At 61.5% G+C, this 26,951-nt stretch carries 15 protein-coding genes; 6 read left to right on the top strand and 9 right to left on the bottom strand.

Annotation, left to right across the window (positions count from 1 at the left end; genetic code table 11):
- Positions 1 to 358 precede the first annotated feature (358 nt).
- Positions 359 to 961 carry a CatB-related O-acetyltransferase gene (locus ACFOTD_RS31000; RefSeq protein ID WP_378123811.1) on the bottom strand — a complete coding sequence of 201 codons (603 nt, stop codon included), beginning with the start codon at positions 959 to 961 and terminating at the stop codon, positions 359 to 361.
- 109 nt (positions 962 to 1,070) lie between these two features.
- Positions 1,071 to 3,941: a family 78 glycoside hydrolase catalytic domain gene (locus ACFOTD_RS30995; RefSeq protein WP_378123810.1), complete on the bottom strand. Its 2,871-nt coding sequence runs from the start codon at positions 3,939 to 3,941 to the stop codon at positions 1,071 to 1,073.
- Positions 3,942 to 4,660: 719 nt separating this feature from the next.
- Between ACFOTD_RS30995 and ACFOTD_RS30990 the strand changes: the two genes are divergently transcribed.
- Positions 4,661 to 5,545, top strand: coding sequence for a helix-turn-helix domain-containing protein (locus ACFOTD_RS30990; RefSeq protein WP_378123809.1), 885 nt, complete (start codon positions 4,661 to 4,663; stop codon positions 5,543 to 5,545).
- Between the two features lie 357 nt (positions 5,546 to 5,902).
- On the opposite strand, the gene ACFOTD_RS30985 is transcribed toward ACFOTD_RS30990, so the two are convergent.
- Positions 5,903 to 8,695, bottom strand: coding sequence for a glycoside hydrolase family 2 protein (locus ACFOTD_RS30985; protein ID WP_378123808.1), 2,793 nt, complete (start codon positions 8,693 to 8,695; stop codon positions 5,903 to 5,905).
- Between the two features lie 146 nt (positions 8,696 to 8,841).
- On the opposite strand from ACFOTD_RS30985, the gene ACFOTD_RS30980 reads away from it, so the two are divergent.
- Positions 8,842 to 9,867 carry a LacI family DNA-binding transcriptional regulator gene (locus tag ACFOTD_RS30980; protein WP_378123807.1) on the top strand — a complete coding sequence of 342 codons (1,026 nt, stop codon included), beginning with the start codon at positions 8,842 to 8,844 and terminating at the stop codon, positions 9,865 to 9,867.
- Between the two features lie 128 nt (positions 9,868 to 9,995).
- Positions 9,996 to 10,412 (top strand): pyridoxamine 5'-phosphate oxidase family protein, encoded by a 417-nt coding sequence (locus tag ACFOTD_RS30975; RefSeq protein ID WP_378123805.1) that lies wholly within the window; start codon positions 9,996 to 9,998, stop codon positions 10,410 to 10,412.
- Between the two features lie 569 nt (positions 10,413 to 10,981).
- On the opposite strand, the gene ACFOTD_RS30970 is transcribed toward ACFOTD_RS30975, so the two are convergent.
- Both ACFOTD_RS30970 and ACFOTD_RS30965 read right to left on the bottom strand, forming a co-directional pair.
- Positions 10,982 to 11,542 carry an NUDIX domain-containing protein gene (locus ACFOTD_RS30970; protein WP_378123814.1) on the bottom strand — a complete coding sequence of 187 codons (561 nt, stop codon included), beginning with the start codon at positions 11,540 to 11,542 and terminating at the stop codon, positions 10,982 to 10,984.
- Positions 11,543 to 11,544: 2 nt separating this feature from the next.
- On the bottom strand, positions 11,545 to 12,342 hold the full coding sequence (locus ACFOTD_RS30965; protein ID WP_378123804.1) for a Cof-type HAD-IIB family hydrolase: 798 nt from the start codon (positions 12,340 to 12,342) through the stop codon (positions 11,545 to 11,547).
- A 172-nt stretch (positions 12,343 to 12,514) separates the two neighbouring features.
- Here ACFOTD_RS30965 and ACFOTD_RS30960 point away from each other — a divergent pair, with 172 nt between their 5' ends.
- A complete protein-coding gene (locus ACFOTD_RS30960) occupies positions 12,515 to 14,152 on the top strand; it encodes an MDR family MFS transporter (protein WP_483862642.1) in 1,638 nt (545 codons plus the stop codon).
- Positions 14,153 to 14,233: 81 nt separating this feature from the next.
- Here the strand turns inward: ACFOTD_RS30960 and ACFOTD_RS30955 are convergent, their stop codons facing one another.
- The 4 genes from ACFOTD_RS30955 to ACFOTD_RS30940 form a co-directional block, all read right to left on the bottom strand.
- Entirely contained in the window at positions 14,234 to 14,746 is a 513-nt protein-coding gene (locus tag ACFOTD_RS30955; protein WP_378123802.1) for a MepB family protein, read from the bottom strand.
- Between the two features lie 29 nt (positions 14,747 to 14,775).
- Complete coding sequence (locus ACFOTD_RS30950; RefSeq protein WP_378123801.1) at positions 14,776 to 15,351, bottom strand: 5' nucleotidase, NT5C type; 576 nt, start codon at positions 15,349 to 15,351, stop codon at positions 14,776 to 14,778.
- 133 nt (positions 15,352 to 15,484) lie between these two features.
- Positions 15,485 to 25,078 (bottom strand): S-layer homology domain-containing protein, encoded by a 9,594-nt coding sequence (locus tag ACFOTD_RS30945; RefSeq protein WP_378123800.1) that lies wholly within the window; start codon positions 25,076 to 25,078, stop codon positions 15,485 to 15,487.
- The gene (locus ACFOTD_RS30940; protein ID WP_378123799.1) at positions 25,062 to 25,664 is read right to left on the bottom strand and encodes a cupin domain-containing protein; all 603 of its coding nucleotides are present in this window, start codon (positions 25,662 to 25,664) and stop codon (positions 25,062 to 25,064) included. Before ACFOTD_RS30940 ends, ACFOTD_RS30945 begins: the two co-directional genes overlap by 17 nt.
- Before the next feature lie 228 nt (positions 25,665 to 25,892).
- On the opposite strand from ACFOTD_RS30940, the gene ACFOTD_RS30935 reads away from it, so the two are divergent.
- On the top strand, positions 25,893 to 26,405 hold the full coding sequence (locus tag ACFOTD_RS30935; RefSeq protein ID WP_378123798.1) for an SRPBCC family protein: 513 nt from the start codon (positions 25,893 to 25,895) through the stop codon (positions 26,403 to 26,405).
- Between the two features lie 58 nt (positions 26,406 to 26,463).
- Positions 26,464 to 26,793, top strand: a complete 330-nt coding sequence (locus tag ACFOTD_RS30930) for an ArsR/SmtB family transcription factor (RefSeq protein WP_378123797.1) — start codon at positions 26,464 to 26,466, stop codon at positions 26,791 to 26,793.
- Positions 26,794 to 26,951 lie beyond the last annotated feature (158 nt).

The following is a 26,951-nucleotide window of genomic DNA, read 5'->3' as shown; positions in this document are numbered from 1 at the left end:
GGTTTTCGGGTATAGTACTCATCGAGTAGGGTTCCTCCTTGGTGATATCGCAGTCCCGAGGATACCCTACTTTTTTGTTGCCTGACTAGGCTCCAAAACATGGTACACAAACTACTATACGTCATCGGATTTGCGGCTTGCGCATTGAATTTACCTGCACATTTGCAGGTATTTCATCAGGTAGCGTCGGTCTGCAGAAAATACATGTATAAATGCAGGCTTTGAGACCCACAAGTCACCGAAACGCTCCGGCATGCCGAAAAACGCGCCTACCTGCCCACGATTCGCCGTGTTGAAAAAGGCTCCCCCCTGCGGTACATTTACGTACCGCGGGGGGAGCCTTTTGACAGCATTCCATTTAATTCGACTCTGCCGTCTCCGCCGCATACTCCAGCAAAGCCGCCGCATCGCCGTTCAGCAAGAGCGGGACGGCAGGCTCCAGCCGCGCCAGGTCCCAGTCCCACCAGCGGATCGCGAGCAGCCCCGCGATCTCGTCCGGCGCGAAGCGGTGCTTGACGGTTCGCGCCGGATTGCCTGCCGCGATGCCGTAGGGCGGGACGTCGCGCGCGACGACCGCTCTGGCGCCGATGACCGCGCCGTCGCCGATCCTGACGCCGGACAGAATCGCCGCGCCGTCCGCGATCCAGACGTCGTTGCCGATAACGACGTCGCCCTTGGACGCCGGATGGCCGGGAATCGGTGCAATGGCCGGCGCCAATGCCGAAAACGGGTAAGTCGTCAGCCAATCGATCCGATGCTCGCCGCCAAGAAAGATCGTTACGTTTTCCGCAATGGAACAGAACTTGCCGATGCTAAGCTTCCCGTCGTTTGAATACATGTTGATCTTCGGATTGCCATAAGTGAACGCGCCCAGGCGAATGCCCCTGCCCGGGTCTTCGCGCGCCGGATATTGCAGCTTCAGCAGCTCCAGCACAGCGCCCGGCCCTTCATGCACAGTCATCGCTCGACCCCCGCAGTCTGTCGTCGATAATCAATGTATGCGGCCCGGCCGGGCGGGCATGACTCGGCGATACGCCGTTTTCCCATGCCGGTGTGCTTCTTAGCCCGAATTAGCTCAAATAAAAAACCTGCGTGACGTCGCCTTCCATTCCCTCGGGCAGCGTGACGTTCACTTCAACATCCTCCGGCGCCTCGATCCGCAGCTTCAGCTTGCCTGCGGACACGACTTCCCAGTTGACGGCGATATGCCCGCCCTGCGGCAGCGGCACGACGCCCTCCGCCCAGGTCAGATCGCAAGGCTGCGGCGCAACTTCGACTGACCGCCACCCTTTCGATCCCCGTTTGACGCCGAGAATGCTCGAGCCCAGGAAATAGCCCGGCGCCGCCGACCATGCATGGCAATGGCTGCGGGTCAGCATGTCCGGATTGCTCCGGTTCTCCGCAAAGTTCGGGTACATTTCCCAACAGGTCGTCGCGCCGTACCGCAGCATTTGGCCGTAATTGTGCCGGATGTCGTCCAGAAGCAGCTTTTGACGGCCGGCCTTCTCGAGTGCCTCGTAGTAGAAGAACGACATGAACGGGCTGCCGATCTGCACGAATGCAGGCGGCGGCGACACGAGATAGCCTTCGATGACGGCAAGACGGTCGTCCTGCGCAACGCCGCAGAGATAGGCGACGACCTGCGTCTGCATGCTGTAAATGTCGGAGCGGCGTCCGTCCGCATGGATGCAGTCGATATAAGCACGCTTTTCCTCGTCCCACAATACCGCATTGATCGCCTCTGCCAGACGATCGGCGCGATCCGCGAACGCATCGGCTTCCTCGGTAGCGCCGGCCGCGGCGGCAAGTGCCCGCGAATCCCGAAGCGCCTTGACGAGGAACAGGTTCTGGTGCGTGACGATGCCTTCGTTCGGCTGGTCGATCGGCGCCCAGTCAAGCAGGTTCCAGCCCGCCATGTTCAGCAGGCCGCTGTCGTCGATATGCTGCAAATAATTGGTCAGCGTCAGCTTCACCGCAGGCCAGATGCGGGCGGCGAAGTCGTCTTTCCCCGTGTGCGCGGCGTATTCCTGGCAGGCGAGAATCCAGAAAAAAGTCCAGTTCGGGATGACGCTGCTCCAGGCGCTCGGCACTTGATCGAGATAAAGCGGCGTTTCGTCCGCCGACCCCGGCACGAGATTCAGGCAGCGTTCTACGATCTCGGTCGCTCCGAAGACGTAATAGTTCACCAGCGCTTCGTTGCGGCTGTCGCCGACCCAGAATACCTGCTCGTAGGCCGGGCAGTCGATAAACGTATCCTCCATGCACAGACGAGTAGTATGCCTGCTGATCTCCCATGCCGCGTTCAGCAGCGAATCCGAGCTGTGGAAGCGCCCTTGATTCGCCACCGGATACGTGCTCTGGCGGATATAAATCTCATGCAGCTTCACCGGAGCGCTATTGCCCCTGACGGTCAAGAAAAGGTACCGGAATCCGCGCCGGACGGGAGAAACGTAAGACTGCCTGCCTTCGCGACAGATGTAGCGGAATGTGTTGTCGAGACCGTACGTGTGCTGGGTGTAACCCTCGCGCATATACTCCACGCCATAGGCGTCGATAATGGTGCCGGCCGGCGCTTCGAGCTCGAAGCCGACAAACCCGGAGCGCTCCACGCCCAGATCGATGACGAGCTCGCAGTCCCCGTCGTCGAATACAGGCAGGATGCCCGGCTCGGGAACCGGCAGAATTGCGTTCAATACGGATCCGGGTACTGCCCTGCGTTCCGCGAGCGTACGCCAAACGTTCGAGCCGAACACGTCTTCTTCCGTATACAGCGAAGGGTCGAAAGGCTTGATCCAGGAAGCGAACGCTTCAAGCGCAGCGGCCGTAGGAGCGGCTTCCGGCAGCGCCTTATAGTCCGGATGGTCCGTCTGCATCCGTCTGCTGGGACGGTGATCGATATACTCGGACTGGTCGAACGTACCGATCGTCGCCAGCGGCACGCCGTTGTCGCCGGCCGGCGAGCGCAGCGTGAACGCCGTTTCGCTGTCTATTGCGAAATGATAGCTGCCGCCATGGTCCGAGCCCGTGATATCGACGACAACCAGATGCTCGCCCGCAGACAGGTTCAGTTGATAATATCGCTCCGGCTGAACGCCCGTCCATTCGGTCTGCTGGACGCCGTCGATCCATACGCCGTTGCCCCTTACGCCTACCGGAAATCCGAGCGTGACGGCGCCGCTTGCCTCAAGCGTGAGGGCCGTCGCCATATAACCGCAGTAAGAGATAGGGTTCGCGTGGTTGACGCTCTCGGGCACCATTTGATTGCGCAAATCCAGCGCTGCCGCGTACTTGGGGGCCTTTACCCGGCTGAGCGATTGGATCGAGACCGGATACAGCTTTTCTTCCGTCAAAAAGGGAATGTCGCGCGGGACAAGCGTGGTCCATGGCGCCATGCCTGCGGAACCGATCGCTTGCGCCTCAGGCCAGCTGCCGTCATTGAACGTAGGCTTAATCCAGTCTTCCGCCAGTTCGCGCGCGTCGATAACTTCTCCGAAAGCCTGCTGGCAGGCCATACGCGGAGAGTTGGACCGCTGCCCGCCCAGACGCTCCGTCCGCCAGCCGGCATCCGTCGCCGCGAGCGTGCGGCCGCCGGCTTCAATCTCGGCGATCAGCCCGCCGCGTCCGCGCAAGTAATAAAAATTGGACACGCCGAAATGCAGCACCAGCACCGCGATCGTATTGCGGACGCCGGGACGCAGATGGCCGCCGATGTCGTACGAGTCGAAAAACTGTTCCTTCGGCCAGGAGCGCACGGGTCCGCGCCCCACCTGCTCGCCGTTCACGAACAGCACGTAACGCGAATCCGCCGTAATATGGAGCGTGGCCGGTCCCTCGACCGACGCAGGCGCGTCGAAGCTACCACGGAAGCACCGCCACTCGTTGCGCGGACTCTCCTCTTCTCCTCCCCAAATCCACGAAGCGTTCCAATTCCTGCTAGCCATCGCCCTGCCTCCATTCCCGGCCTGCGGCCGAATGTCTTCATATCCTTCATTGTAGCTGCGCGTCCGCTCAAGAAAAGGGTTGATACTGCCATCAAGTCGGTGTATCCTGCCATCATGGACGAGGGAGGCTCGCGTGGAGCCGAAGGCGGTCGCGGGGCGCCGGTGAGCGCTAGTAGGCGCTGGTGGGCCATCGCCTTCTCTACAGAAGGCGATTGGGCTGGCCGAGGCGCTGGTGAGGCCATCGCCTTCTCTACAGAAGGCGATTGGGCTGGCCGAGGCGCTGGTGGGGCCATCGCCTTCTCTACAGAAGGCGATTGGGCTGGCCGAGGCGCTGGTGGGGCCATCGCCTTCCCTACAGAAGGCGATTGGGCTGGCCGAGGCGCCAGTGGGGCCATCGCCTTCTCTACAGAAGGCGATTGGGCTGGCGCGGGCGCTGGTGAGGCCATCGCCTTCCCTACAGAAGGAGATTGGGCTGGCCGAGGCGCCGGTGGGGCCATCGCCTTCTCTACAGAAGGCGATTGGGCTGGCCGAGGCGCTGGTGGGGCCATCGCCTTCTCTACAGAAGGCGATTGGGCTGGCCGAGGCGCTGGTGGGGCCATCGCCTTCTCTACAGAAGGCGATTGGGCTTACCCAAGCGCCGGGAGGGACATCGCCTTCTCTACAGAAGGCGATTGGGCGGCAGGCACCACGCGATTTACTGTGAAGGGAGCGGCACTACGGTGATCAAGCACAGAATTGAAGTTACGCCCTCGCATTTGTTTTTCGACGGGGAGCTGCCGTTTTACGTCAATCGCGTCAGCGAGTCGTACGAGCTGGGCTACCACGCCCACGAATTCACTGAGATCAGCTATGTCGGCGAAGGTGAAGGTTATCAATATATCGGCGAAGAGCGGCTGCGCGTTCGGCGGGGAGACTTGTTCACGCTGCCTCTTGGCGCCTCGCATGTCTTTCGCCCGAGCTCGACGAACGCCGGCAAACCGCTTGTGGTATACAACTTCATCTTCGAAGCCGGGCGCATGGCCGAAGCCCTGCGCGGATTTCCTGGACTCGATCGGCTAGGCCGCGCGTTATCCTGCCTAGACCTCGCTCCGGGTGATGGCGGCTGGCGGAGAATGCAGGACCGGACGGGCGCCTTCGAAACTTTTTTCTCGGCCGCTTATTCGGAATTTGCCGGACGTCGGACGGGATATGAGACGCGCATCTTCGCGTTGTTTGTCGTGCTGCTGACGGAGATTGAGCGCAGACTCGCGAACGAGCTGGACGATATGCACGCGGGTCATGCGGGCGGCATGGAGGACGCGCTCTCCTTCATCCGCGCTTCCCTCGCCTCGCCGATCACGGCTGCTCAGGTCGCCGAAGCGGCTGGCATGAGCGAGCGGCATTTCTACCGGATTTTTGCCAAAGCGACCGGAATTACCTTCGGCCAATACGTCCAGCGGCTGCGGGTCGAGCGAAGCTGCGAGTTGCTGCGGCATACGCGGCTCTCCGTCCAGGAGATCGCAGAGGCGGTAGGCTATCAAGACAGGGGCTACTTCCTCGATGTGTTCAAAAAAATAACGGGGCTTGCGCCCCGTGCGTACCGTTCTTCTTATGAGAAACTGTGAGACGAGGGGGAGCGCGGGTGAGATGGGGGCAACTGTGCGGGATTCCCGCTCAACTCGAGTTGGCTAGCCGAGCTTGGCCGGGTAATAAGGTTATCCGTATAACTCGACCCGGTAAGCTGAGCGATGCCCGAGTTATACGGTTTTTCCGCGTAACTCGAGCCGGTGAGCCCACTCTTGCCCGAGTTGTACGGTTTTTCCGTGTAACTCGAGCCCGCGAGCCCACTCTTGCCCGAGTTATACGGTTTTTCCGCGTAACTCGAGCCGGCAAGCCCACTCTTGCCCGAGTTGTACGGTTTTTCCGCGTAACTCGAGCCGGCGAGCCGACCCTTGCCCGAGTTCCTCACTCTCGGCTACAAGTTAGAAGCTCCTGAAAACCAACTCCGGCAGTGCATCCGCAGCCGCACCTACGTCCCCTGCCAAAAATCCGCCTGCGCGCTTGCGCCAGCAGGTCACTGTAACCTCCCGGCTCTCGCCGGGCAGCAGAGTGAAGTACAGATCGTCGGCCGCCATCCACCAGCCGTTCGTCGTCTCCTCAGCATGCACGTGCAGCGCCACGTGGACGCCGTCGTTCGTCAGCTTGAAGCGCCGCGTAACGGCTTTTAGCCGCCTTAAAGCATCGTTCGCCTTGACATCGTTCGCCTTGGCATCGTTCACCCTCGCATCGTTCGCCTTCGCATCGTTCACCTTTGCATCGTTCGCCCTGACATCGTCCCCTTGCGCCGCAAACGTCTCGCCGGCAGCCGCCGCCTCATCAGCCACCCAATCGCCGAGCGCCGCCCCCGTCAGTTGCACCCCTTCGCCAACAGCCAGCGCAGGCGCATACACTTCCCGTTCCAGCGTCGAGAAGAAATAATCGTTCGCGTGCAGCACCGCGCCCGCCTGATCGAGCAGCTCGAGCCGCAGCAGGAACAGCGAACCGAAGGCTTCCGTCACGAGCGCGTGCAGGTCCCCCGCATGCGCCGAATGCTCGCCGTTGACGCTTACCGCGTCCAACTGCTCGTGCAGCAGTCCGCCATCCATGCCGAGCAGCCGGCTGCGAACCGTCATGCCTTCCGTGGCTGCATGAGCGCCCGCGAACAGCTTCGCCTCGAACGTTTCCCCGGTCCGGAAGTTCAGCCGCTTGTATTCCGCCGACGCAAAATAAGGGCTGAACGCCCGGCGCGTCCAGTAATACGCCATTTTGCTCTCGCCGTAGTAATCGACCAGGCTCGTGCTCGAAGCGTTCGGGTACGGCTCGTTCAACTGCCAGATGACGCTGCCGCTGTTCTTGAACTGACGCCGCCTGTTCGCCTCCAGCACGAAGCGCAGTCCTTCCGCCTGAATCCACTGGCTCGCGCGGCTGAAGAGACCGATCTCGGCTCCGATTTCCTCGCCGAACAGCTCGATGTCACGGTCGTACGTGTCCCACCATTCGCCATGATGGCGCCAGACGAGGCTGTCGTTCATCGAGACGGGACGCAGCTCGGAAGCCGGCAGGAACTTTTTCAAACTCTTGACCGCGCTCACGCCGTCGACGCCGAATTCGCTGTGGAACAGATTGTCCACGTCCGAATACAGCTCGTAATGACCGGGGTTGCCCTGGTATTTCCAATGGCCGTGCACATCGTGGCTGACGCCTTTCTCGGGCGTAATATACTGCACCGGTCCCGACGCCGACGTCGGCAGGAACAGCCGCCGCGGATCATGCTGCTCGACGAGCTTTTTCAGCATCGCCAGGTTCGCGTCTTCATAGGTCGAAGGCACGTTCGGCTCGCTCATCAGCTCGTTGCCGCCGCTCCATACGGCCAGCGAAACGTGATTGCGCTTCGCCTTCAACGCGCTCACGGCCGTCAGCGTGATCAGCTCGAGGAACGCCGGCCGCTTCGAAGGAATGTTGTCGATGCCCGAGCTCGACTGGATGAACTCCTGCCATACAAGAAGGCCATGTCGGTCGCACAGGTCGTAAAAATACGCTTTTTCGATAATGCCGCCGCCCCACACGCGCACCATGTTAACCCCTGCGCGTTTCATCAGCAGCACGTAGTATTCGTATTGCTCCGGCGTCACGTTGCCGTACAGATGATCGAGCGGCGTCATGTTGACGCCTCTGACGTAGATGCGCTTGCCGTTCACGACAAACGTGTAAGGCAGCGCCTCCGCCGGGCTCTCCTCGTTTTGCGCGTAGGACAGCGAACGAATGCCGGTCTTGAACTCGCGCTCGTCCATGACGGCGCCGTCCGCCTGCAGCGTCAGCCGCACGCCGTACAACGGCTGCTCGCCGTAGCCGTTCGGCTGCCACAGGCGCACCTGAGCGATCGGGATACGCAGCTCCCCCGTTCTGCCGTCCGTGCCGATCGGGGACTCGCTATGCGCGACAATAGCGCCATCGGGATCGGTCACGTCGATCCGCAGCGTCAGCGCGTGCGCGCCGCCCTCATTTGCGCCTCCGGCATCCCCTTCCGCACCGCGTTCCCCGTCCCCGCCCGCAGCCTCCCGGACCGTGAAGCTGCGGACTGCCGCCGAGACGAAAATCTCGCCCGTTCCAGCGTTCGGGTCGGCATCCGTCGTCACCGAGACGTCGTCGAGCGTCCAGGCCTCGTGCACGCGTAGCAGCACGTCGTCCCAGATGCCGATATTCACGAGCCGCGTGGAAAAGTCCCATTTATAGTTGAACCTGCTTTTTTGCGTATGCGTCCGCGAGGTCAGGCCGATCTGCGACATCTCGTCCGGCGCTTGCTTGAACATGACGGTCACTTCCATCCGCTCCTGCGCGCGCGCCGCCTCGGTCACGTCGAATACGGCCTCGTGGTACATGCCTTCGTGCTCGCCGAGAAGCTTGCCGTCCACGAACACCTGCGCCTCGTAATCGAGCCCCTTGAACACGAGCTCCGTCCGGCCGCTCCCCGGCTTCGGGCAAGCGACGGATGCGCGGTACACCCACCACCGGTTTTCCACCCACTCGCATTTCCAGCTGTTCAAGCCGTACCACGGATCCTCGATCAATCCCGCGCGCAGCAGATCCGCATGCACGCCGCCCGGCACCGTCGCAGGCATCCAGTCGGTCACGCCCAGCAGCTCCTGGCCGATCTCCATGCTGCTCACCTTCAGCGGCACCCACGGCCAATAGCCTTTAACTTCCCATGTCTCGCCGTTCAGCAGCCATTCCTTCATCTCGCGTTCCGCCCCGTTCCTCGTCCGTATGTCTTCCTTCGCACACATCATAGAGCATTGCCTTGCGCGCATCAATTGACAAACCGCTTGACAAACTTCAAAGTGTAAAGCAGCAGCCATTCATCCAGATTCGAGGTTGAGCGACCATGCGCGGCAAAGTATCCATGCAGCAGATCGCGGACGCGATCGGTATCTCCAAAAACGCCGTATCGCTTGCCCTGAGCGGCAAACCCGGCGTAAGCGAACCGCTGCGCGACCGCATATTCGAGACGGCGAACCGGCTCGGCTACCGGGCGCGGACGGACAAGGAAGGCCGGCGGACCCGCAACCTGCTCGTCCTTATTCCGAAGTATATCCGGCATGACCAAGGCTTCTACAGGGAAATCTATTGGGCAATCGACAGGCGGGCGAAGGAAACCGGGAGCACGGCGGTACTGTGCGAGATCACGGAGCGAATGGAGGAGGCGTTACTGCTGCCGGAAGAATGGCACCTGGCCGTATACGAGGGCTTGCTGCTCGTCGGTGTCTTCCGCGAAGCTTACGTCCGCCATCTGCTGGATCTCGGCGCGCCGCTCGTCATCGTCGATCACGACTATGACACGCTGAAGCTCGACGCTGTCGTGACCGCCAATACGACCGAAGCCTTCCGCATCGTGTCGTACCTGATCGGCCTCGGGCACCGGGAGATCGGCTTTATCGGCGCGATCGGGATGACCCGCAGCTTTATGGAGCGCTGGCTCGGTTACTGTCAAGCGATGAGCAAGGCCGGACTCGCCATTCCCGAGGCATATTGTTTGACCGGCGAGGCGCCGCTTGCGACGCTCCATTCGCAGCCATCCGAGGTGCAAGCCTGGCTGGATGGGCTAAGCGGCTATCCGACGGCGTGGTTTTGCGCCAACGACCGCATCGCCGTCAACCTGATCGAGATGCTGACCGCGATGGGCGTACAGATCCCCGGCTCGCTGTCCGTGGCAGCCTTCGACGATATCGAAGAAGCCGCCCGCACGAAGCCCCCGCTTACGACGGTCCACGTACAGCGCGAGCAGCTCGGCTACGAGGCCGTCGACTTTCTGATCCGCAAGATCGACTATGGCGGCAATCCGACCAAGCTGTCCATTTATGGCGCGTTTATCGAGCGCGCGTCCTGCGCCCCGCCGTCGGAAGAACGCTGAGAAGACGCCAGCCCCTTCAGCTGTGCCATCGCCGATAACATCGCTGCGCATAGTGCCGGCCGCTGATGGTTGGCGATTCCAAGATCCGGGTACGATAAACGAGACCAAACAGACGGGAGCTGATCTGCATGAGCGATCTGGAGAAGAAGCTGACAGAAGCAATCGGAAAATATAAATTCGGAGCGTTCGCGACCGTCCACGACGGCCAGCCTTCGCTGCGTTATATGAGGGTGTTCAACGACGGACTGACGATCCTGCTCGCGACGCACCGCGATACGCACAAAGTCGATGAGCTTGCAGCCAACCCGAAGGCATCCGTGCTGCTCGGTCTCGAAGGCCGGCTGTGGCCGGGCGAGATCGTCGAAGTGCAAGGCGAGGTGGCGATCTCGACGGACGAGGAGCTGAAGTCGGAAGTGTGGAAAGGCTACTTCGAGAAGTGGCTCGACGGCCCGCAGGATCCGGACTACGTCATCCTGAAGATTAAGCCGACGCTCATTTTGTACACGGAGAAAGACGGGGAGCAGCAGGCCTGGCGCCCGTCATAACACACATTGCAACTCAAAAAGAGCAGCTCGGACGTCTGATTCGACGATCCGATGCTGCTTTTTTGAAGTAGCTTCACTTTTGCGTGCAGTTGCGGCACACAAAAGTTCGTTTTAGGAACAATTTCCGGAGTTGCATCCGAATAACGATGCCGCACATCGTTATTCCGCCGAAGTAACCGAGTTTCATCCAAATAACGATGCCGCACATCGTTATTCCGCGAGAGTAACCGAGCTCCATCCAAATAACGATGCCGCACATCGTTATTCCGCAAAAATAACCGAGTTTCATTCAAATAACGATGTCGCACATCGCTATTCCGCAAAAGTAACCAAGTTTCATTAAAATAACGATGCCGCACATCGCTATTCCGCCGAAGTTACCAAGTTCCATCCAAATAACGATGCCGCACATCGCTATTCCGCAGAAGTAACCAAGTTTCATCCAAATAACGATGCCGCACATCGCTATTCCGCGGGAGCCCCTCTTCAGCGAGCAATAGCGGCACAGAGATGCCTTATGCCCCTGGCTGAACCCGATTACTTACGCTCTTTTTCGCCCCAGCCGCCGCTTAAATGCGAAACAACCCGTACCCCGGCAGCGGCACGATCGGCGCTTCGTCGACGGCCAGGCCCGCGGACCCGCCGCGCTTCATCGCCACGTCGACGAGCCAGCGCGTGAACGGCGCCACGTTCATCGTCTCGAGCTCCGCCAGCGAGTAGAAACCCGCCGCGTCCACTTCCACGCCGTCCGGCACCGGCTCGCCGCCGACGTACGACATCGTGAAGGCGACGTACAAATTGTGTATGACTCTCGGCTGATCCCGCAGCGCCGCGACGCCCGTCACCACCGCATCGATGCCGGTCTCCTCCAGCACCTCGCGCCGCACCGTCTCGTTAACTCGCTCCAGCTGCTCCGCGTAACCGCCCGGATTCGTCCAGTACCCTTTGCCCGGCTCCTGCGCCCTGCGGACGAGCAGAATCTTGCCGTCCCGCTCCACTAGCGCGCCGACGCCGATGCTGTAGTTGCCCCAATGCACGAAGCTGCATGCGGTGCACGCGCGCCGCGGCGTGCCGTCGACGTCGCGCGTCTCCATGGCGGACCCGCACGACGAGCAAAACTTCACTTCCATGCTCATACCGCCGCCCCCTTCCCGTCCGGAATGCATTTCGCATAGACCAGCCCCTGACGGATGCCGCCTTCGTCCGCGCGCGCCGTCACATAGTCCGCATGCGCCAGCAGTTCGGGGTGGCTGTTGCCCATCGCGATGCCGAGACCGACGAGCTCCAGCATCTCCTTGTCGTTCAGGCCGTCCCCGAAGGCGATCGCTTCTTCGACCGGAATGCCGAGCGTGTCCAGCATCGCCTGAATTCCCTCTGCTTTGGAGCCGGTATGCGGCAGCACGTCCAGCGCGTTCGGGTGCCAGCGGATGAACCGCAGACCCGGCAGCTCCGGCAGATAGGCCGCTTCCTCGCCTTCCGTGCAGTGAAGGAACACCTGATAAATGCCCTCTCCCCGCCAAAAATCGGCATTGAACCCGGGCCGCTCCACTCGGAGCGAATCGACGGCTTTCCAGACGCCCTCGTCGTTCTCATGGTTCGTATGGTACGCCGCTTTGCCCTCGAATACGAGCGGATGCCCCGCGCGTCCCGAGAGCTCGACGAGCTTCTCCAGATCGCCGATCGGAATGTGCCTGTTGTATAGCTCCTTGCCCTTGTACACGACATAGCCGCCGTTCAAGCTGACGAACGACTCGATATCGAGCTCCTCCAGCAGCCATTTGAAAAAGTACGGCGCGCGACCTGTCGCGATGACCGGCTCGATCCCGCTCGCCTTCAGCTCGGCGATCGCGAGGCGCGTATCCTCGGGAATGCGCTTTTCCTCGTCCACCAACGTTCCGTCGATATCAAAAAACACGATTTTGTAGCTCATGCTCGCTCCCCATCCTGAAATCTGTCTATTCTGAATCATTCCCTTTATCATCTAACAAAATGGTCCCCGCGTAAACGGAAATCTCGCGAACACTGACAGACTGTTGTCATGGACGCTCCCATACAATGAATACAGACAGCAAGACGATACAGAAACAAATCAGCGCAAAGGAATGATTCGAGTGGTACGAACAACGCAAAACACCGGCATCGTGATCGCGGGGCTCCTGCTCTCCATCCTGATGGCCTCGATGGACAACTCCATCACCGCGACGGCCATGGGCTCCATCATCGGAGAGCTCGGCGGTCTCGACAAATTCGTATGGGTAACGTCGGCCTACATGGTCGCGGAAATGGCGGGCATGCCGATCTTCGGCAAACTGTCGGATATGTACGGGCGCAAACGCTTCTTCGTCTTCGGCGTCATCTGCTTCATGATCGGCTCGGCCCTCTGCGGCACGGCCGATTCGATCCTGCAGCTCAGCCTGTACCGGGCCGTGCAGGGGATCGGGGCGGGCGCGCTCGTGCCGATCGCGTTTACCATCATGTTCGATGCCGTGCCGCCGGAGAGCCGGGGCAAGCTGGGCGGCCTGTTCGGCGCGGTATTCGGCCTGTCCAGCATCTTCGGTCCGCTGCTCGGCGCCTATATTACCGATCATATCGGCTGGAACTGGATCTTTTATATCAACCTGCCGCTCGGGCTGATCGCGTTCGCCATGATCGCCTTCTTCTACAAAGAGTCGGCGCAGCACGAACGTCAGGTCATCGATTGGACCGGCGCCGCCTCGCTCGTCGGCACGATCGTCTGTCTCGTGTTCGCCATGGAGCTCGGCGGCAAGACGTTCGCCTGGGACTCCGCGGAAATCATCGGCTTGTTCGCCGGAGCCGCCGCGCTCGCGCTGCTGTTCGTATGGGCGGAGCGGCGCGCCGCCGAGCCGATCATCTCGTTCGCGATGTTCCGCAGCAGGCTGTACGCGACGAGCAATGCGCTCGCCATGCTGAGCGGCGCTGCCTTCATTACCGCGTCCGTCTACATTCCGATCTACATGCAAGGCGTCCTGGGCGGTTCCGCCACGAACTCGGGCATGGTCCTGCTGCCGATGATGCTGGGCACGGTCGTGACCGCGACGCTCGGCGGGAGCCTGCTTAACAAGCTGTCCTACCGCACGATCCTCATCCCGAACGTCGTCATTCTCGTCGCCGGCATCGCGCTGCTGACGACGCTGACCGCGGATACGCCGCGCTGGATCGTCACGGTCTACATGGTGCTCGTCGGACTCGGCGTCGGCGCGACCTTCTCCGTGCTGGGCAACGCCGCCATCCACGCCCTGCCGGCCAACAAGCGCGGCTCCGCCAGCTCTACGCTGAACTTCCTGCGCTCGCTGGGCATGACGCTCGGCATCACGGTGTTCGGCATCATCCAGAGCCACGCGATGGCCCGCAAACTATCGGAGGCGCTCGGCGGCGCCGCGGTCGCGGACGGCAAGGCCGGGACGGCCGGCGACGCGGGTGGCGGTTCGATCGGCGGCGCAGCCGCGAACGGGGGCGCCGGCGGAACCGTCGGGGCGGACGGTCTTGGCGGTCTCAACCTGAGCGACCCGCATGCGCTGATGGAGCCTGCCGCACGCTCGCATATTCCGCACGACCTGTTGGCGAAGGTTACGGACGGCCTCTCGTCCTCCATCTCCGCCACCTTCATGTGGAGCCTCATTCCGGCCGTGCTGGCGCTCGCAGCCGCGCTCCTCATGAGCCGCGAGCGCATGGACCCCGCCGCCGAAGCGGAAGCCGAAGCTTACGCGGCGCAGCACTAGCGCCGCACTGCGCACAGCAAGAGCCCGTATACGCCAACCGGCGTACGCGGGCTCTTCTTTTTGCATCATGCCAAACGCCCGCTATCCGGTATAAAGCCCGATCAACCGCTGTATTCGCGAATGGTCGTTGTCGTTCAGATTGATGAAGTACGGCAGTTGCCATGCTTGCGTGGACATAGCCTGCTTGCTGACGGGCGTATCCCAGCTCGGATATACTCTCGTGGCCATTTTCCCGGGCGTTGCGGCAGTTTTGAGAATGTTTTGGTTCACAAGCGCGTCCTTCGGGAAAACGAACTGTCCCGAACAGCCCTTCGTATCGGCGAAAGCGTGAACGACCAGCAGGTCGGTTGCGGTATCCGGCGAGTAAGCGGCGTTTTTTCCCGATTCGTCTTTTTCCCAGAAAACAACGAACTGTCCCGCCTTGCGGGGCGTAATCTTAGCGACTCTCAAGCGGACCGATCTCGCATTCAGCCGGAATACGCCGCCGCCGTAATCCGAATTCTGGGCTTCCTCCCGCGCCGCTGTCAGCGTCAGTCCGTTCGGTTTATAGATGCGTTCGTTGACCTCGTCCAGCATTTGAAAAAATGAAACCATCGCCCGCTCCTTGTGTCCTCCGGCTCCCGTTATTTAAGCGGAGAAATATTCAACAGCCCCAACAATTCGCCCCATGAATGAATGCGAGGCGCGTCCAAATGCCGGTTGTACGGCTGGTCGCGGACATACACTTTTATCGCCAGCTCGGCTAGCGTATCGATGACTGCGGGCTTATCGTCGAAATAATAATCGAGCGCGAGCTCGCGGATGACATGGATCTTTTCCGCGTCGCCCATGCCGCAGTAGAATCTGCCCCGAAGCACCGGGAACCCCGCTGCCGTCAGCCATTCCAGCGTCTTGTCGCAATGTCCCTGCGCCCGGGCGGTGATGTAGTAAATCTCGTGCCCCTGCCGGATCAGCTCCCGCAGCACTTCTACCGCGTCGGGATAAGGCGGGCAATCGCTGAAGTAGATCTCCTCGCGCAGCTCGGCCCACATCCGCTTGCCTTCCTCCGCGTTAAGGCCGAACGCCTCGTGTATGGGGATGCAGTTCAGCTCGCGCATGCGCGCGATATCGACCTGCGTGCCCAGCCTCCGGTTGTATAAATGAAAGGCGTGCTCGCGCAGGTTGATCAGCGTGTCGTCGATATCGAAGCCGAGTTTCATGAGGTTCTCCTTGGTATAGTGAGTGTCCGCTTATTTTACCAAATGGGCGACTGACTTCCTAATAGCGACTCGGAGCCCGCTTCCGCAAAACGAACCCCGACCTCAACGGGTACGGGGTTCGTCTGCTTGCATTCTAGGACTTCTTCGCAATTCTGCCGAGCGCGTCCAGCGCGCGGAGCACGACGGTCGCGGACTCGGCGCGCGTAGCCGTCGCGCCGGGATTCAGCTTGCCGCCGCTGCCCTTCAGCAGCCCGCTTTGCACGCCGTACGCGACCGCAAGCCGCGCCCAGCCCGACACCTTCGCGCCGTCGCCGTAGGCCGAGAGGATGGCATCGGCGTTCAGTTTAATATCCGGCGCGACGCCCTGCGCGCGGAAGAGCATGACCGCCATCTCCTCGCGCGTGATCGGGTCGTTGGGCCGGAACTTGCCTTCCGCCCCCTTCACGATGCCTGCCGCTGTCGCCTTCGCCACGGCATCCGCATACCAGGCGTTCGCCGGCACGTCGGCGAAACGCTCGGCCGCGATGCCCGGCCCGGAGCCGCCTGCGAGCAGCGGCAGCACAAGCTTCACGAACTCTGCCCGCGTCACGCTGCCGTTCGGACGGAACGTGCCCGCCGGATCGCCGCTCACGATTCCCCGTGCCGCCAACGTCTCGACGTCTGCGCGGCTCCAGTGATTCGCCAGGTCGGAGAACGCATACTCGGCGATCAGCACCGCATACGTGCCCGGCTCCGTAACCACCGCTTCTACGCTGCCCGAAGTCCCGTCGACGATGCCGCCGACATACGTCCACTTGGACTTGTCGCCGGCAGCCTGCAGGTACACGCCCAGCTTGCGAATATCCGCCCCTGCCAGCTTCGAGGCGTCATAGGCGATCGTCAGCTTGCCCGGCGCCGCGAGCTTCGCGCCGGCTTGGAGCTTCCAATCGTAGACGTCCGACACCAGCTTCAGATGCGCATCCGCAGGCGCCGGCGTTCCCTCAACCTTCGCCGCCGTCACCTTCTTGGCCGCTCCGGCTGCGCCGCCGCTGCCCGAAAGCCACAGCTTCAACTTGCCGCCGAAGAAGCTGAGGGAGCCGCCTTCAGTGCCAACCTCGCCGGACTCGCCGCCTTGCTGCTGCGACGGATCCTGCGGATTGCCGCCCGGATTGCCGGGATTGCCCGGATTGCCGGTGCCACCGCCCGCCGCTTTCGTCGTGACGAACAACGATGGCTCCGAGGAGGCATTGCCCGCGATATCGACCGTCCAGATCCGGACCTCGTACGCCGTCGACGGCGACAAGCCGGTTATCGTGTACTTGCCGACGCCTTTCAGGACGGTCGCCGGATCCAGCGCGAACGCCTCTCCCTTTTTCGCCCATTGCAGCTTGACCGCGAACAGGTCGGCGTCGGACGGATCCGTCCATGCGATCGTCGCCTGCGTCGCGTCCGCCGTCATACTGCCGACGATCGCCGGCCCCGGCGGTGCGATATCGGCGGAAGGTTCCTGAATGCCCGCCGTTTCCGCGATCGTTCTGGCCGTGCTGTAGTTGCCTGCCGCGTCGTAGGCGCGGACCTCGACGTCGTAAACTGTGTCGGCTTCCAGCTCTTGAAGCAAGGCGTACTTCCGCCCCGCCGGAATCTCGACCGATGCCCACTCGCCTGCCGCTCCCTGCGCTTTGTAGTAGACGGCAACCTTGATCGTCTCCGCGTCGCGGCCGGCCTTCCAGGTGACCAGCGCCTGGCTGTCGTCTCCCTCGGCGGCAAGCTCCGTCACGGCCGCGGGCGGCGTAACGTCATGCTCCGTCACCAAAACCTCAGTCTCGTAGTTGTCTCCCATCGGAATGCCCGCATAGCTCTGAACGGCACTGTCCACGTATACCTTGTACGTGGCGCCGATCTCAAGTGGAGCATCCGGCGTAAAGCGGACATGCATTGAATTTCCATCGCTCAAGGGCTCGACAAGCGTCCAGACGCCGGGGACGTCCGCATCCGTCGCCGAATCGACGACCGCGAACAGGCTGCCCGACACCGTACTGCCATTCACGTGACGATCGAACAAAATGTCGACCGCTCCCCCTCCCGGCGCCGACTCGACCTTGACCGGCTTCGCCGACAGCGTCGAGATCATCGGGATGTTGACGTCGAAGTGCGGCGGCAGCACCGTCAATTCTTCGCTCTCGGCAGGCAGGTAGCCTTCCTTTTCATAGAGCACCTTCCATTTGCCTTCCGGCACGTCCCATGCATACCGGCCGTCCGCATCCGTGTAGAGCGGATTGTCTTGACCGTACCAGTCCGCATCCCACACGTCCCAGCGCCGCTTCTCCTCGTTCCAGCGCAGCGCCGTCGCCTTGACGCCCTCGATCCGGTTATCCTCCGTCACCTCGTACACGTAGCCGCTCGGATCGTAGATCCACTCCGGATCGGCGATCGGTTTTTTCGGCTTCTTCGGCACCTTGCACAGATCGTCGATGTCGTCGTTGAACCGCTTCATTTGCGCCGCGAGGCTGGCATCCAGCACTTTGCCGAACGCGTTGCTCGCGATGAAGAGCGCGACCGTACCGACGCCGAACGTCGCCGGTCCTGCGACCGTGCCGGCAATCGAAATGCCGTATTTAATAAGCTCGTTGCGAATGATCTTCTTGCGCAGCAGCTCTACGTACTCCATCTCGACCGGGATGAGATTCGGCGGACAGTATCTGGCGATCTTATCCATGATGTAAGCCAGATCGTCCAGCGAGTCTCCGGTTCCTCTGCCGTCATATAAACTGTAAGCGGCGTCGGCCACCTTCCACGTATTCTCTCCGGCCTTCGAAGCGAATGCCATCTCGATTCTCACCGCCACGGCGGCGACCGCACTGTTCAACGTCTTGACCGGGGCGGGCTTGGCTTGGGCGGACGGGACCATATCCTTGTATACGTCCAAGTCCGCCCCCGCGCTCATGTAAGCCAGCGCCTTTCCGACATCCAGCCCCGAGGAGAACTCGTCTGCGGGCAGATAACCTTTCAATTCGTATTTGAGCGTACCGTTGTCGAACGATTCGCCGATCTGCAGGCCGTAGAGCGGTATATTCGTTTGATCCGCCAACGTCAGGTCGGAGCTGCTCGGCGTATACGACATCCGCTCGAGCGTCGCGCTCAGCGACATCTCGGCATCGCCGCCCGCAGAAGGCAGCGTGCCCTTGAAGGTCATCGATTGCTTGCGGTCCCCGCCTTCGCGGGGCGATACATAGAGACGATCCTGCCGCGCATCCCTGAATGCGGGCGGCATCTGCGACTTAAGCTCCTCCGTCGGCGTCGGCCCTCCCTGCAGAACATCCGCCGGCTCTCTCGTAATATAGTCGATGCCGATCGCGCCGACCGCCGAGCCGTCGGTGACCGCCTGGTAGACGCCGTCTTTCAGGCTCGCGGCAAACCGTCCGTTGCCTACGAGAAAGACGACGTCGCGCACCAGCTCCGGATGATTGAACTTCACGGTCAGATGGAGCGGCCAGCCGGGCGCCAGGACGTAGGGGAACGTCGCCTCGCCTGCGCGGGGGTCGACCACCATCGTCCGGCCGTCGGGCTGGCTCATCGTGAACTCGATCGGCTCGGCGACGTTCACGTCGTAGCTGACCGTCGTCTGTCCGCTGCTCCAGGTGCCGCTATCCGTGCGGGCCGAGGCTTGCAGCGTCCATGCGGCCGTCTTTCCTTCTCCTTCCATATTCGCAGTCAGCGACCAGCGGCCGGCGGGCGACGTCTCTGCCGATCCGACGATGCGGTCCCCCGCAAATACGCTGACCCGGCTGCCCGCCGGCGCCGTACCCGTTACGGCGAACTGACGGAACCCGGTTCTGGACGGCGCAATCAGCGTCACCAGCGCGACATCGGCCATCGCAGTGCCCAATTCTTCTTCGCTGGCTTCGCCGTTCAGCTCGTAACGAATGCGCGGGATGACAGCCAGGCGATCGCCGTCCGGTTCCTCCGCCATACGCAATTGGTATTGCAGCGTTCCCGACGCCTTGCCGGCAACGGTACCCAGCGGGACAAGATACCGTCCGTCCTTCTGCTGCGGCGCCACCGGTTGTCCATTCCGGAAGACGCTGCCGGCGATCAGCGCGGCGCCCGACGGAATATCCAGTACGACGGCTCCGCCCGCCAGACTATCGTTACTCGAATTTGCATACTGCACGCGTACCTGCAACGCGGCGCCGGGCGCCGGCCTGCTCGTGCCGAGCAGCACGCCGTTGCCCTCCCGTCCGGCAAACCTTCCTTGCTCCCCGAACGCCAGGCCGCCCAAGTTTATCGCTTCGCCTTCGGCGACGTTAAAGGCGCGAGTCAGCGTTTTGCCGTCCAGATTGCTCTTGAGTACAAACTCGTAAGCGCCCGCTCCCGGGAGCTTGACCGTAAAATCTCCTTTGGACAAAAAACGTCCCGTGACATATTTGCGATTGGCGCCGTTCTCGAGCGCATAGACGACGGAGTTGCCCTGAATGCCGTCTCCCAGGCTGCCGACGACCTGCGTGCCCGTATCGGTCATCCGCAGCTCGACGACGCCTTTGCGGTTCGCGTCGATCACGGTCGTGCCGCAGACCTCATTGTAGCCTGCCTCGAGGCCGTTCGCGCAGATTTTCACCGTTTGTCCGGCCTCCGCCTCTACGGAGAGCGGGTTCCCGCCGCCATAGCTGCGGACCGAGCTGTAGACGTGGTAGTGAACCATTTCTCGCCAATCCAGATCGTAGGGACCGACCCATTCGCCGTCTCCAGATTTGGTATACAGCTTGATCCGGATCTGAGCCGGTATGCGCTGTTTGTAAACGATGTCCACATTCTGCGTCCCTTGAACCGTTGTCAAATACTTTACTTCCGAGCCAAAGGAGCCTCCGGCGAATGCCTGAATGTACATGTAGCCCGGAGGCACGCCCAGCGCATACTTGCCGTCGACGTCCGTAACGGCCGTATATGTGCGATCGAATACGGCCTTGACCGTCGCGCCTGCGACCGGCCGCCCTTCCGCATCCTTGACCGTGCCTTCAATCTTTGCGTCCGTCTTCCGAACAAGCGTGATCTCCGCCCGGTTAATCCCGCTGACCAGCGTCACGATTTGTTCGATCGGATCATAGCCGCTGTCCTCCGGTTCAATCCGGATATGAACCCGCTGACCGATTCTCTTTTTGAAGGCGGGCAGATTAAACCGGCCGTTCGACGTCGCACTTCCCGCTCCCAGCAGATTGCCCGCGTCATCGGTGACGATAACGCCGTTGCCTTTCCCTCTCCAATTGGGGTTCGATATCGTAATGGAGAGAGCCGCGGGCAGCAGCGGATCGACGCTCACCGTCTGCCTTCCTCCGGCGTCGACATCTACATCGGGCAATCCCGATTCCTCGAACAGGTCGTGCCCGCCGGCGCCTAGCAAGCTCAGCTTATAATCGTCGGCTTCGGGCAGGCCCTTCAGCTCCACCGTCTTGCGCGAGCCCATGGCGACGGATTGATACGCGCGAGCCTTCTGGCTGTATATGCTCAGCAAGGCGTCCTCCGGCACGGGGACCGTGCCGCTCAGCAGGACGCTGATCGTGCCCCCGACCGCTACCGGCGCGCGCAGCGCCTCGGCTTCGGCGGAACTGCCGTCCCGCGTAACCGTTCCCTTGATCGACACCAGTTTTTTCGCATCTTCCGGCACGACGTACTCGCCCTTATAGACACCTGCTTCCCCCGCCTCGGTCAGCGCCGTCTCCAGCGTCTTGGATAAGCCGTCGACATTATCATAGGCGAGAACCGCCTTTGCGGACGCGCCCGACGGTCCCCGCAGCGTGAGCTGCGCCGTATCGCCGTGTCCGGCATTCTGACGCAGGTACAGCGGGAGCCCGATCGAGAAAGACGAGATCGAGAAGCTGCCGGCGGCAATGCTTTTCTCGACGGAATAGGCCGCTTCCTGCTGGCTGTCGTCCACGCTGCGAACGACATAGCCATACGTCTTGCCGGCTAACGCCGTCTCGTCCGTATAACTGCGCGCAGCGGCGTCAAGGATCGTCGTCAGCAGGGTCCAGTCCTCGGCTCCCGTTTTGCGCAGCACGCGGAAGGCCGAGATCGTCCCTGCGCCCGGCGCCGGATCGCCCCAGACCAGCGTCACCTTCGATCCCGCCGACGTGAGCGTCAGATCTGCTAATCCCTGGCCGGCCGTTGTGCGGATCTCGGTCGTCGGGCCATCCGTCGTCCATTGTCCGGCGGCCGAAGCCGCCTGCACGGCGAACGTATACGGCGTATCCGGCGCAAGTCCGGACACGACGGCCTCCAGCGCGCCTGCAGGAACATCGACTGCCGCCGGACCGCCGGTGATCCGGTAGCCGCCATCCGCGTGCGCGGCAGCGGTCCAAATCAGCTTGACGCTGCTCTGTCCGACATCGGAAGCGGTCAGCGTGCTGCCCTGCGGCCAGCTTGCCGGCAAGGCCGTCTGCGCGATACGCTGCAAATATACGCCCATCTTGGAGCGCTCGCTGCCGAGTACCATGTTCATCATGCTCGACTTATAGGCGATTCGGGTCCCGTCTGCGCTGATCAGGCCATTGTACGAAGGGCCCGCGATCGGCAGCGAGGCGTCATAGGGCTGACTGACCATCGAGGTCGTATGCAGCGTACGATCCCTTACGAAGAGATTTGTCATCGTATCGTTATCCCCCGGCACAATCCCCTTCTCGCTTGACGAAAACAGGACGTAGCGGCCGTCATCGCTGATGTTGTGTCCGGTAGCGGCTCGCGGCGACTTGTCTCCGTTGCCTTCAGGAATGCCGATAGGCTCAGCCGCGGTTCCCGCCGGCGCCTCCCGATCGAAGACGTAGGTAAAGTAATTTTGATTGCGCCTTGCGGAGCTGTACATGACATATCGGCCGTCGCCGTCGATGGCGAGGGAGCCGATCGACCATTTATCCTCGCTGCCGGCCGTCACCCAAACGAATTGATCGGCGTCTCTGTCGAATAAATAAATGTCGTTGTCGCTGTCGGTATCCCCTTCCGCATGCGATACGGTCGTGTTAAAGGCGAGGACGCTCCCATCCCGGTTAAGCGCCGCGCCCCTGTCCAAAAAGGTTCCGTCCGGCAATCGGACCGGCGACAGTTCCCTCGTCTCCGGATCGTACATGACGGTATACTGACTGTATCCTTCAGGCGGGTGCTCTACCATATTCTTGGCATTCGTAATAAAGAAAACGACCCCGCCGTCGTTGCTGATATCCGGGCTGCCGCTGAAGTCGTTCGACTGGCCGCCGTTCCACGGCGTGCTGATCCTCGTCATGGAGGTCGCGCCGGGCTCGTCGAACACGCCGTTGCGATCCGTATCCCTGTCATACAGGAATACGTCGTGCCGCCCGTTCGTGTCCGCATCTCCGGTCAGGTTCGTAGCGTAGGAATAAAAGACGATCAAGCTGCCGTCGTCGCTCATTTTGCCCCCGAACGTTTCTCCGTTGCCGGCCTGCCCCGATGGCGTTCGGCTGATGAGCTGGATCGAACCCAGCTCGGCGTCGTACAGGAACAGGTCCGTCTTGCCGTTGCCGTCGCCCGCGACCAGGTCGGCAGCATCGGAGAGAAACAGCGTGTACCGGCCGTCGCCGCTAATATCGTTGACGCCGACATTGTCGCTGCCGGATGGCTTGCCGTCCGACGTCCGAACATCCATCCGGATCAGCGCCGGGCCGACAGGCAGCCTGACGAGCGTCCATTCGCTCAAGGCGCGATTGCCGTCCCCGTCGATGAAGGCGGCGGCGAGCTCATACAATTGGCCGTTCTCCAGATTTGGCACGACGGCGCTATTTACGCTCGCCGGATAGATCGCCGATTCGTGCTCGGTCCCGCCCGGCTTGCGCCATAGCAGCTTCGTGCCTACGACATCCGGATCCGGCGACGAGGGCCACGAGACCATCGCCCCGCCGGACAACGGCGTCACGCCGATCGCCGCCGCCTGCGGCGGCGTCGCCTCGGGCGTGCCCAGCGTCGTGGCCGCGACTTCCGCAGACCAATCCGACCAGCGATAGTCCCGGCTGCCAGCCGCCACGCGATAACGATGCGCCGTGCCGGCCGCCAATCCGTCGGCCGCATAGGACGTACCCGTCACGATCGCCGCCAGCCGATCGTCTTGCAGCACGCGATAGTAGGACGCGCCGTTCACCGCCGGCCAACTCAGCGCGACATAAGCCGCGCCAGGCTGCGTCGTCACCGACGCCCCCTCGGGCCACACCGGAGTATCGGTTGCCGGTGCGGCGTCCAGCGCTACGGCATAAACGTCGCTTGCCGCGTCCGACTCGGCGGACTGCTCCAGATTTTTAGCGGCCGACTCGAAGACGAGCGTGCCGCCGTCCGCGCTGAGCGCCGCCTTGACGACGGCTGCATCCGCGTTTCCTCCGCCTGCCGTCCGGGTCGCCCAACGCGTCTCGCCCTTAAGACGGTCTCGTATATAAATGTCCTTCTGTCCGGTATCTGCGGGATCGTAGGCATCTGACGTCTGAAAGGAAACAAACCGCCCGTCCGCGCTAATCGACGCCATCTCGGCACCCGACGCGCCCGGCTTGCCGTTCGCGCCGAGGCTCGCCAGTTCGGTCGTACCCGAGAGGCGATCGTACACGTAAACATTCGCCGCATTAACCGTCGCGCCGGTCACGAGGTTGCTCGCATTGGACTCATAGGCGACATAGCGGCCGTCCGCGCTCACGACCGGATACTGGCTGCTGGCATTGCCCGTCTTCCCGTCAGGCGCGCGGCTGATTTTTTTCATCTCGCCCAATGCGGTATCGTACAGATACACGTCTCGATACTTGACGCCGGAGAATACGCTGCCCGTGTCGTCCGGCACGATATCCCGGGAGTAAGAATCGAAGGCGACGTAGCGGCCGTCCGCGCTGATGGACAGGCGTGACCGCGTCGTTTCGTAGATATAGCTCTGCCGCGTGATCAGCGTCACGCTCTTCGTCCGGCGATCGAGCAGCCAAATGTCGCACGTGCCTGCGCTGTTCGTCTTGCCGGCATAAGCGACATAGCGGCCGTCCGCGCTGATCTGATACGAGCTGCCGTTGCCCGCGAACTCGGAGCCCGGCACGAACTCGGCCGCCCGCTCGACGGCGCCGCTCGACGCATCGTATAGAAACAGGTCCTCGGAGACGTTCGTATCGGAGGAAGCCGTCAGATTCGTCGCTTTGGAAGTAAATAAAACATAGCCGCCGTCCAGGCTGACAAACGGCGCGTAGCTGTCGTTGTTCGCTTGCGCGCCGCCGGGGCCCAGATTAATGCGCTTAATCGTCCCTGTCGCGCGGTCGCTCAGGAAAATATCCTGCTTGCCGTTCGTATCCCCTTCGGTCAGGTTCGCCGAGGCGGACGCAAAAGCGACAAACCTGCCGTCGCCGCTCACGGACGCCGACTTGCTGTCGCCCGTGCCCGATGCGCCCGGCGCTCCGCTGATCTTGACCGGCAAGCCATAAACGGCGCTTGCGATGGTTAGCGGTGCCTGCGCGTCCCCATAGACCCCTTCCTCCACCGAGAGCGGGTCGCCGGTTTCCAGTTCTCCGGACAACTGCCCCAGCAGTTGGGAAAACGAAAGCTGACCGTCCTGCCGTCCGGGCTCCGCATAGGCCGGTCGCTCCAGCCCGCCGGTCAGCATCGCTGCTGCCAGCAGGCCTGTCAGTCCGCGCTTCCATCCCTGCTTCCATCCGCGAATGTGACTGCTCTCCCGGTCTCCGGACCTTCGCTTCGCCGGCTTGGTTTCGCCCCGGTCAAGAAATGCCCGCATACCGTTCGTCCGCTCCTTTCTGCTGCTCCGACTCCGGACAATACGTTGCCAGCAGCCGCCGCTCCACGCCGCGCCACCGCGCGATCAGGTACAGCAGCCCGAACATGCCTTTCTGAAACCAGACCGGCGGACCGATCAGATAGCTTTCGCCCATACGGATCACCACGGCCAGCTCCAGCATGCTTTTCGGCATTCCGTTCGCGCCCGTCCTGCCGTCCCTCGCCAATCCGTATTGCATGCGAAGAAACTTCTCGAAGCTGCGCGCCGGCAGCACTTTCACGCGGAACGCGATCTCCGTCTTCTCCTGGTTGTAAAAACGATGCTTCGAGCCCAGGGGCGCCACCGCTTTCTGGCCGGGCGTCAGCAGCAGCGTCCTGCCGTCGCAGTCGAGCGACAGCCTGCCGTCAAGCGCTTCGAACTCCTCCTCGAACGTCGTATGATAGTGCAAGGGCGTGCCGCCTCCGGGTTGGAGACGAACCTCCACCCACTCGTAAGCGCCGCCCGATTCCTGTGCTGTCGTCAGGAAGGTCACGGCATCCCCGATCTGGGGATTGCGAATCGTCCGTTGAGATGCTGTTGCAGTCATGTCGGATCATTCTCCTTATTTGGCGATATTGGCTATTTCTAGCGTAAGATTTAGATGCCGATCCCACTAGTGAACAGCCGTCATCGCTTTTGTCATGCCGGTCATGACTTCGCGAGACCCGAGTCATACGATCCGGGGCAAAGGTTACAACTGTGCTGGGAATATATCTTGACAGCTATATATCCATTTGGATATATTAAAAGCAACAAATGGAAGGAGGCAAAAACCATGAGTCAATCTGAGACAAATCAGCCGATTACGCATATCGATGGACGGACGTTCGTTATAGAGCGCGTATTTGATGCGCCGAAGGAAATGGTGTACGAGGCGTTCGTGAATCCCGCGTTGTTGTCGAAGTGGTGGGCACCCAAGCCTTATACGATTCCGGTCTGCCGGATCGACCTCAGGCCGGGCGGAAAATGGCACTACTGCATGCGTTCCCCCGAAGGCCAAACGCAGTGGGTGCTGGGCATTTATGATGAGATTCGGCCGGCCGAGCGGGTATCGTATGCCATTACCTTCGCGGACGAGCAAGCGAATCCGACGGACGTGATTCCCAAGCAAGAGGTTACCGTAGCATTCACGGAGGCGGGGAACGGACGAACGACGCTCACCCTGAGCTTCAGACTGCCTACGGAAGAAGAACTCCAAGCGACGCTAAAAATGGGGATGCGCGAAGGAACCGCGATGACGCTGGACACGCTCGCGCAAGAGGTGCTGCCGGCGATGAAGCGCGGCTGATCCGGACGCGTACAAGCCTGGACAAGCAGGAGAAGCGCAACAAGCAGGAGGTTCGCCAATGAATACAGCGACGTTCGGCGCGCTCGCCGAGCCGCATCGGCTCGGCATGGTAGAGCTGCTGCGAGATGGCCCCCTCTCGGTAGGCGACATCGCCGACCGGATGGCGCTGGGTCAGCCCCAAGCCTCCAAGCATCTGCGCGTGCTAAGCGACGCGGGGCTGGTCGAATCGCAGCCGGCCGCCAACAAGCGCATTTACAAGCTTCGTCCGGAGCCGCTGCAAGAGATGGACAAGTGGCTCTCCGTCTTCCGAGCGTCTTGGGAGGCACGATTGGACCGGCTCGATGCGCTGCTGGCCGAGATGCAGGGCAAGAGCAAACGGGACGAATAGCGATGAGAGGAATAGCGCTGAAAGAAATAACTTTTATGGGTTCTGCTTCCGGGCAGAACTCTTTTTTCGTTGTCCGATTTTGTCAATTTGAGAAAATTCCCCTCTATTTTTGCGCTAATTAATATGTTTAACAACTTTTTCTAGCGTTTAACGTTTTA

The sequence above is a fragment of the Cohnella sp. GCM10012308 genome (genome assembly GCF_042649185.1).
Classification (GTDB): domain Bacteria; phylum Bacillota; class Bacilli; order Paenibacillales; family Paenibacillaceae; genus Cohnella.
The sequence above is the reverse complement of the archived record's forward strand: the minus strand, read 5'-3'. Positions and strand labels throughout refer to the sequence as shown.

Coding starts and splice junctions, on each gene's coding strand:
- ACFOTD_RS30980 (WP_378123807.1), top strand. CDS start 8,842: ATGCGCGGCAAAGTATCCATGCAGCAGATCGCGGACGCGATCGGTATC.
- ACFOTD_RS30945 (WP_378123800.1), bottom strand. CDS start 25,078: ATGCGGGCATTTCTTGACCGGGGCGAAACCAAGCCGGCGAAGCGAAGG.
- ACFOTD_RS30950 (WP_378123801.1), bottom strand. CDS start 15,351: ATGAAACTCGGCTTCGATATCGACGACACGCTGATCAACCTGCGCGAG.
- ACFOTD_RS30970 (WP_378123814.1), bottom strand. CDS start 11,542: ATGGAAGTGAAGTTTTGCTCGTCGTGCGGGTCCGCCATGGAGACGCGC.
- ACFOTD_RS30955 (WP_378123802.1), bottom strand. CDS start 14,746: ATGGTTTCATTTTTTCAAATGCTGGACGAGGTCAACGAACGCATCTAT.
- ACFOTD_RS30985 (WP_378123808.1), bottom strand. CDS start 8,695: ATGAAGGAATGGCTGCTGAACGGCGAGACATGGGAAGTTAAAGGCTAT.
- ACFOTD_RS30940 (WP_378123799.1), bottom strand. CDS start 25,664: ATGACTGCAACAGCATCTCAACGGACGATTCGCAATCCCCAGATCGGG.
- ACFOTD_RS30975 (WP_378123805.1), top strand. CDS start 9,996: ATGAGCGATCTGGAGAAGAAGCTGACAGAAGCAATCGGAAAATATAAA.
- ACFOTD_RS30935 (WP_378123798.1), top strand. CDS start 25,893: ATGAGTCAATCTGAGACAAATCAGCCGATTACGCATATCGATGGACGG.
- ACFOTD_RS30960 (WP_483862642.1), top strand. CDS start 12,515: ATGATTCGAGTGGTACGAACAACGCAAAACACCGGCATCGTGATCGCG.
- ACFOTD_RS30930 (WP_378123797.1), top strand. CDS start 26,464: ATGAATACAGCGACGTTCGGCGCGCTCGCCGAGCCGCATCGGCTCGGC.
- ACFOTD_RS30995 (WP_378123810.1), bottom strand. CDS start 3,941: ATGGCTAGCAGGAATTGGAACGCTTCGTGGATTTGGGGAGGAGAAGAG.
- ACFOTD_RS30965 (WP_378123804.1), bottom strand. CDS start 12,342: ATGAGCTACAAAATCGTGTTTTTTGATATCGACGGAACGTTGGTGGAC.
- ACFOTD_RS31000 (WP_378123811.1), bottom strand. CDS start 961: ATGACTGTGCATGAAGGGCCGGGCGCTGTGCTGGAGCTGCTGAAGCTG.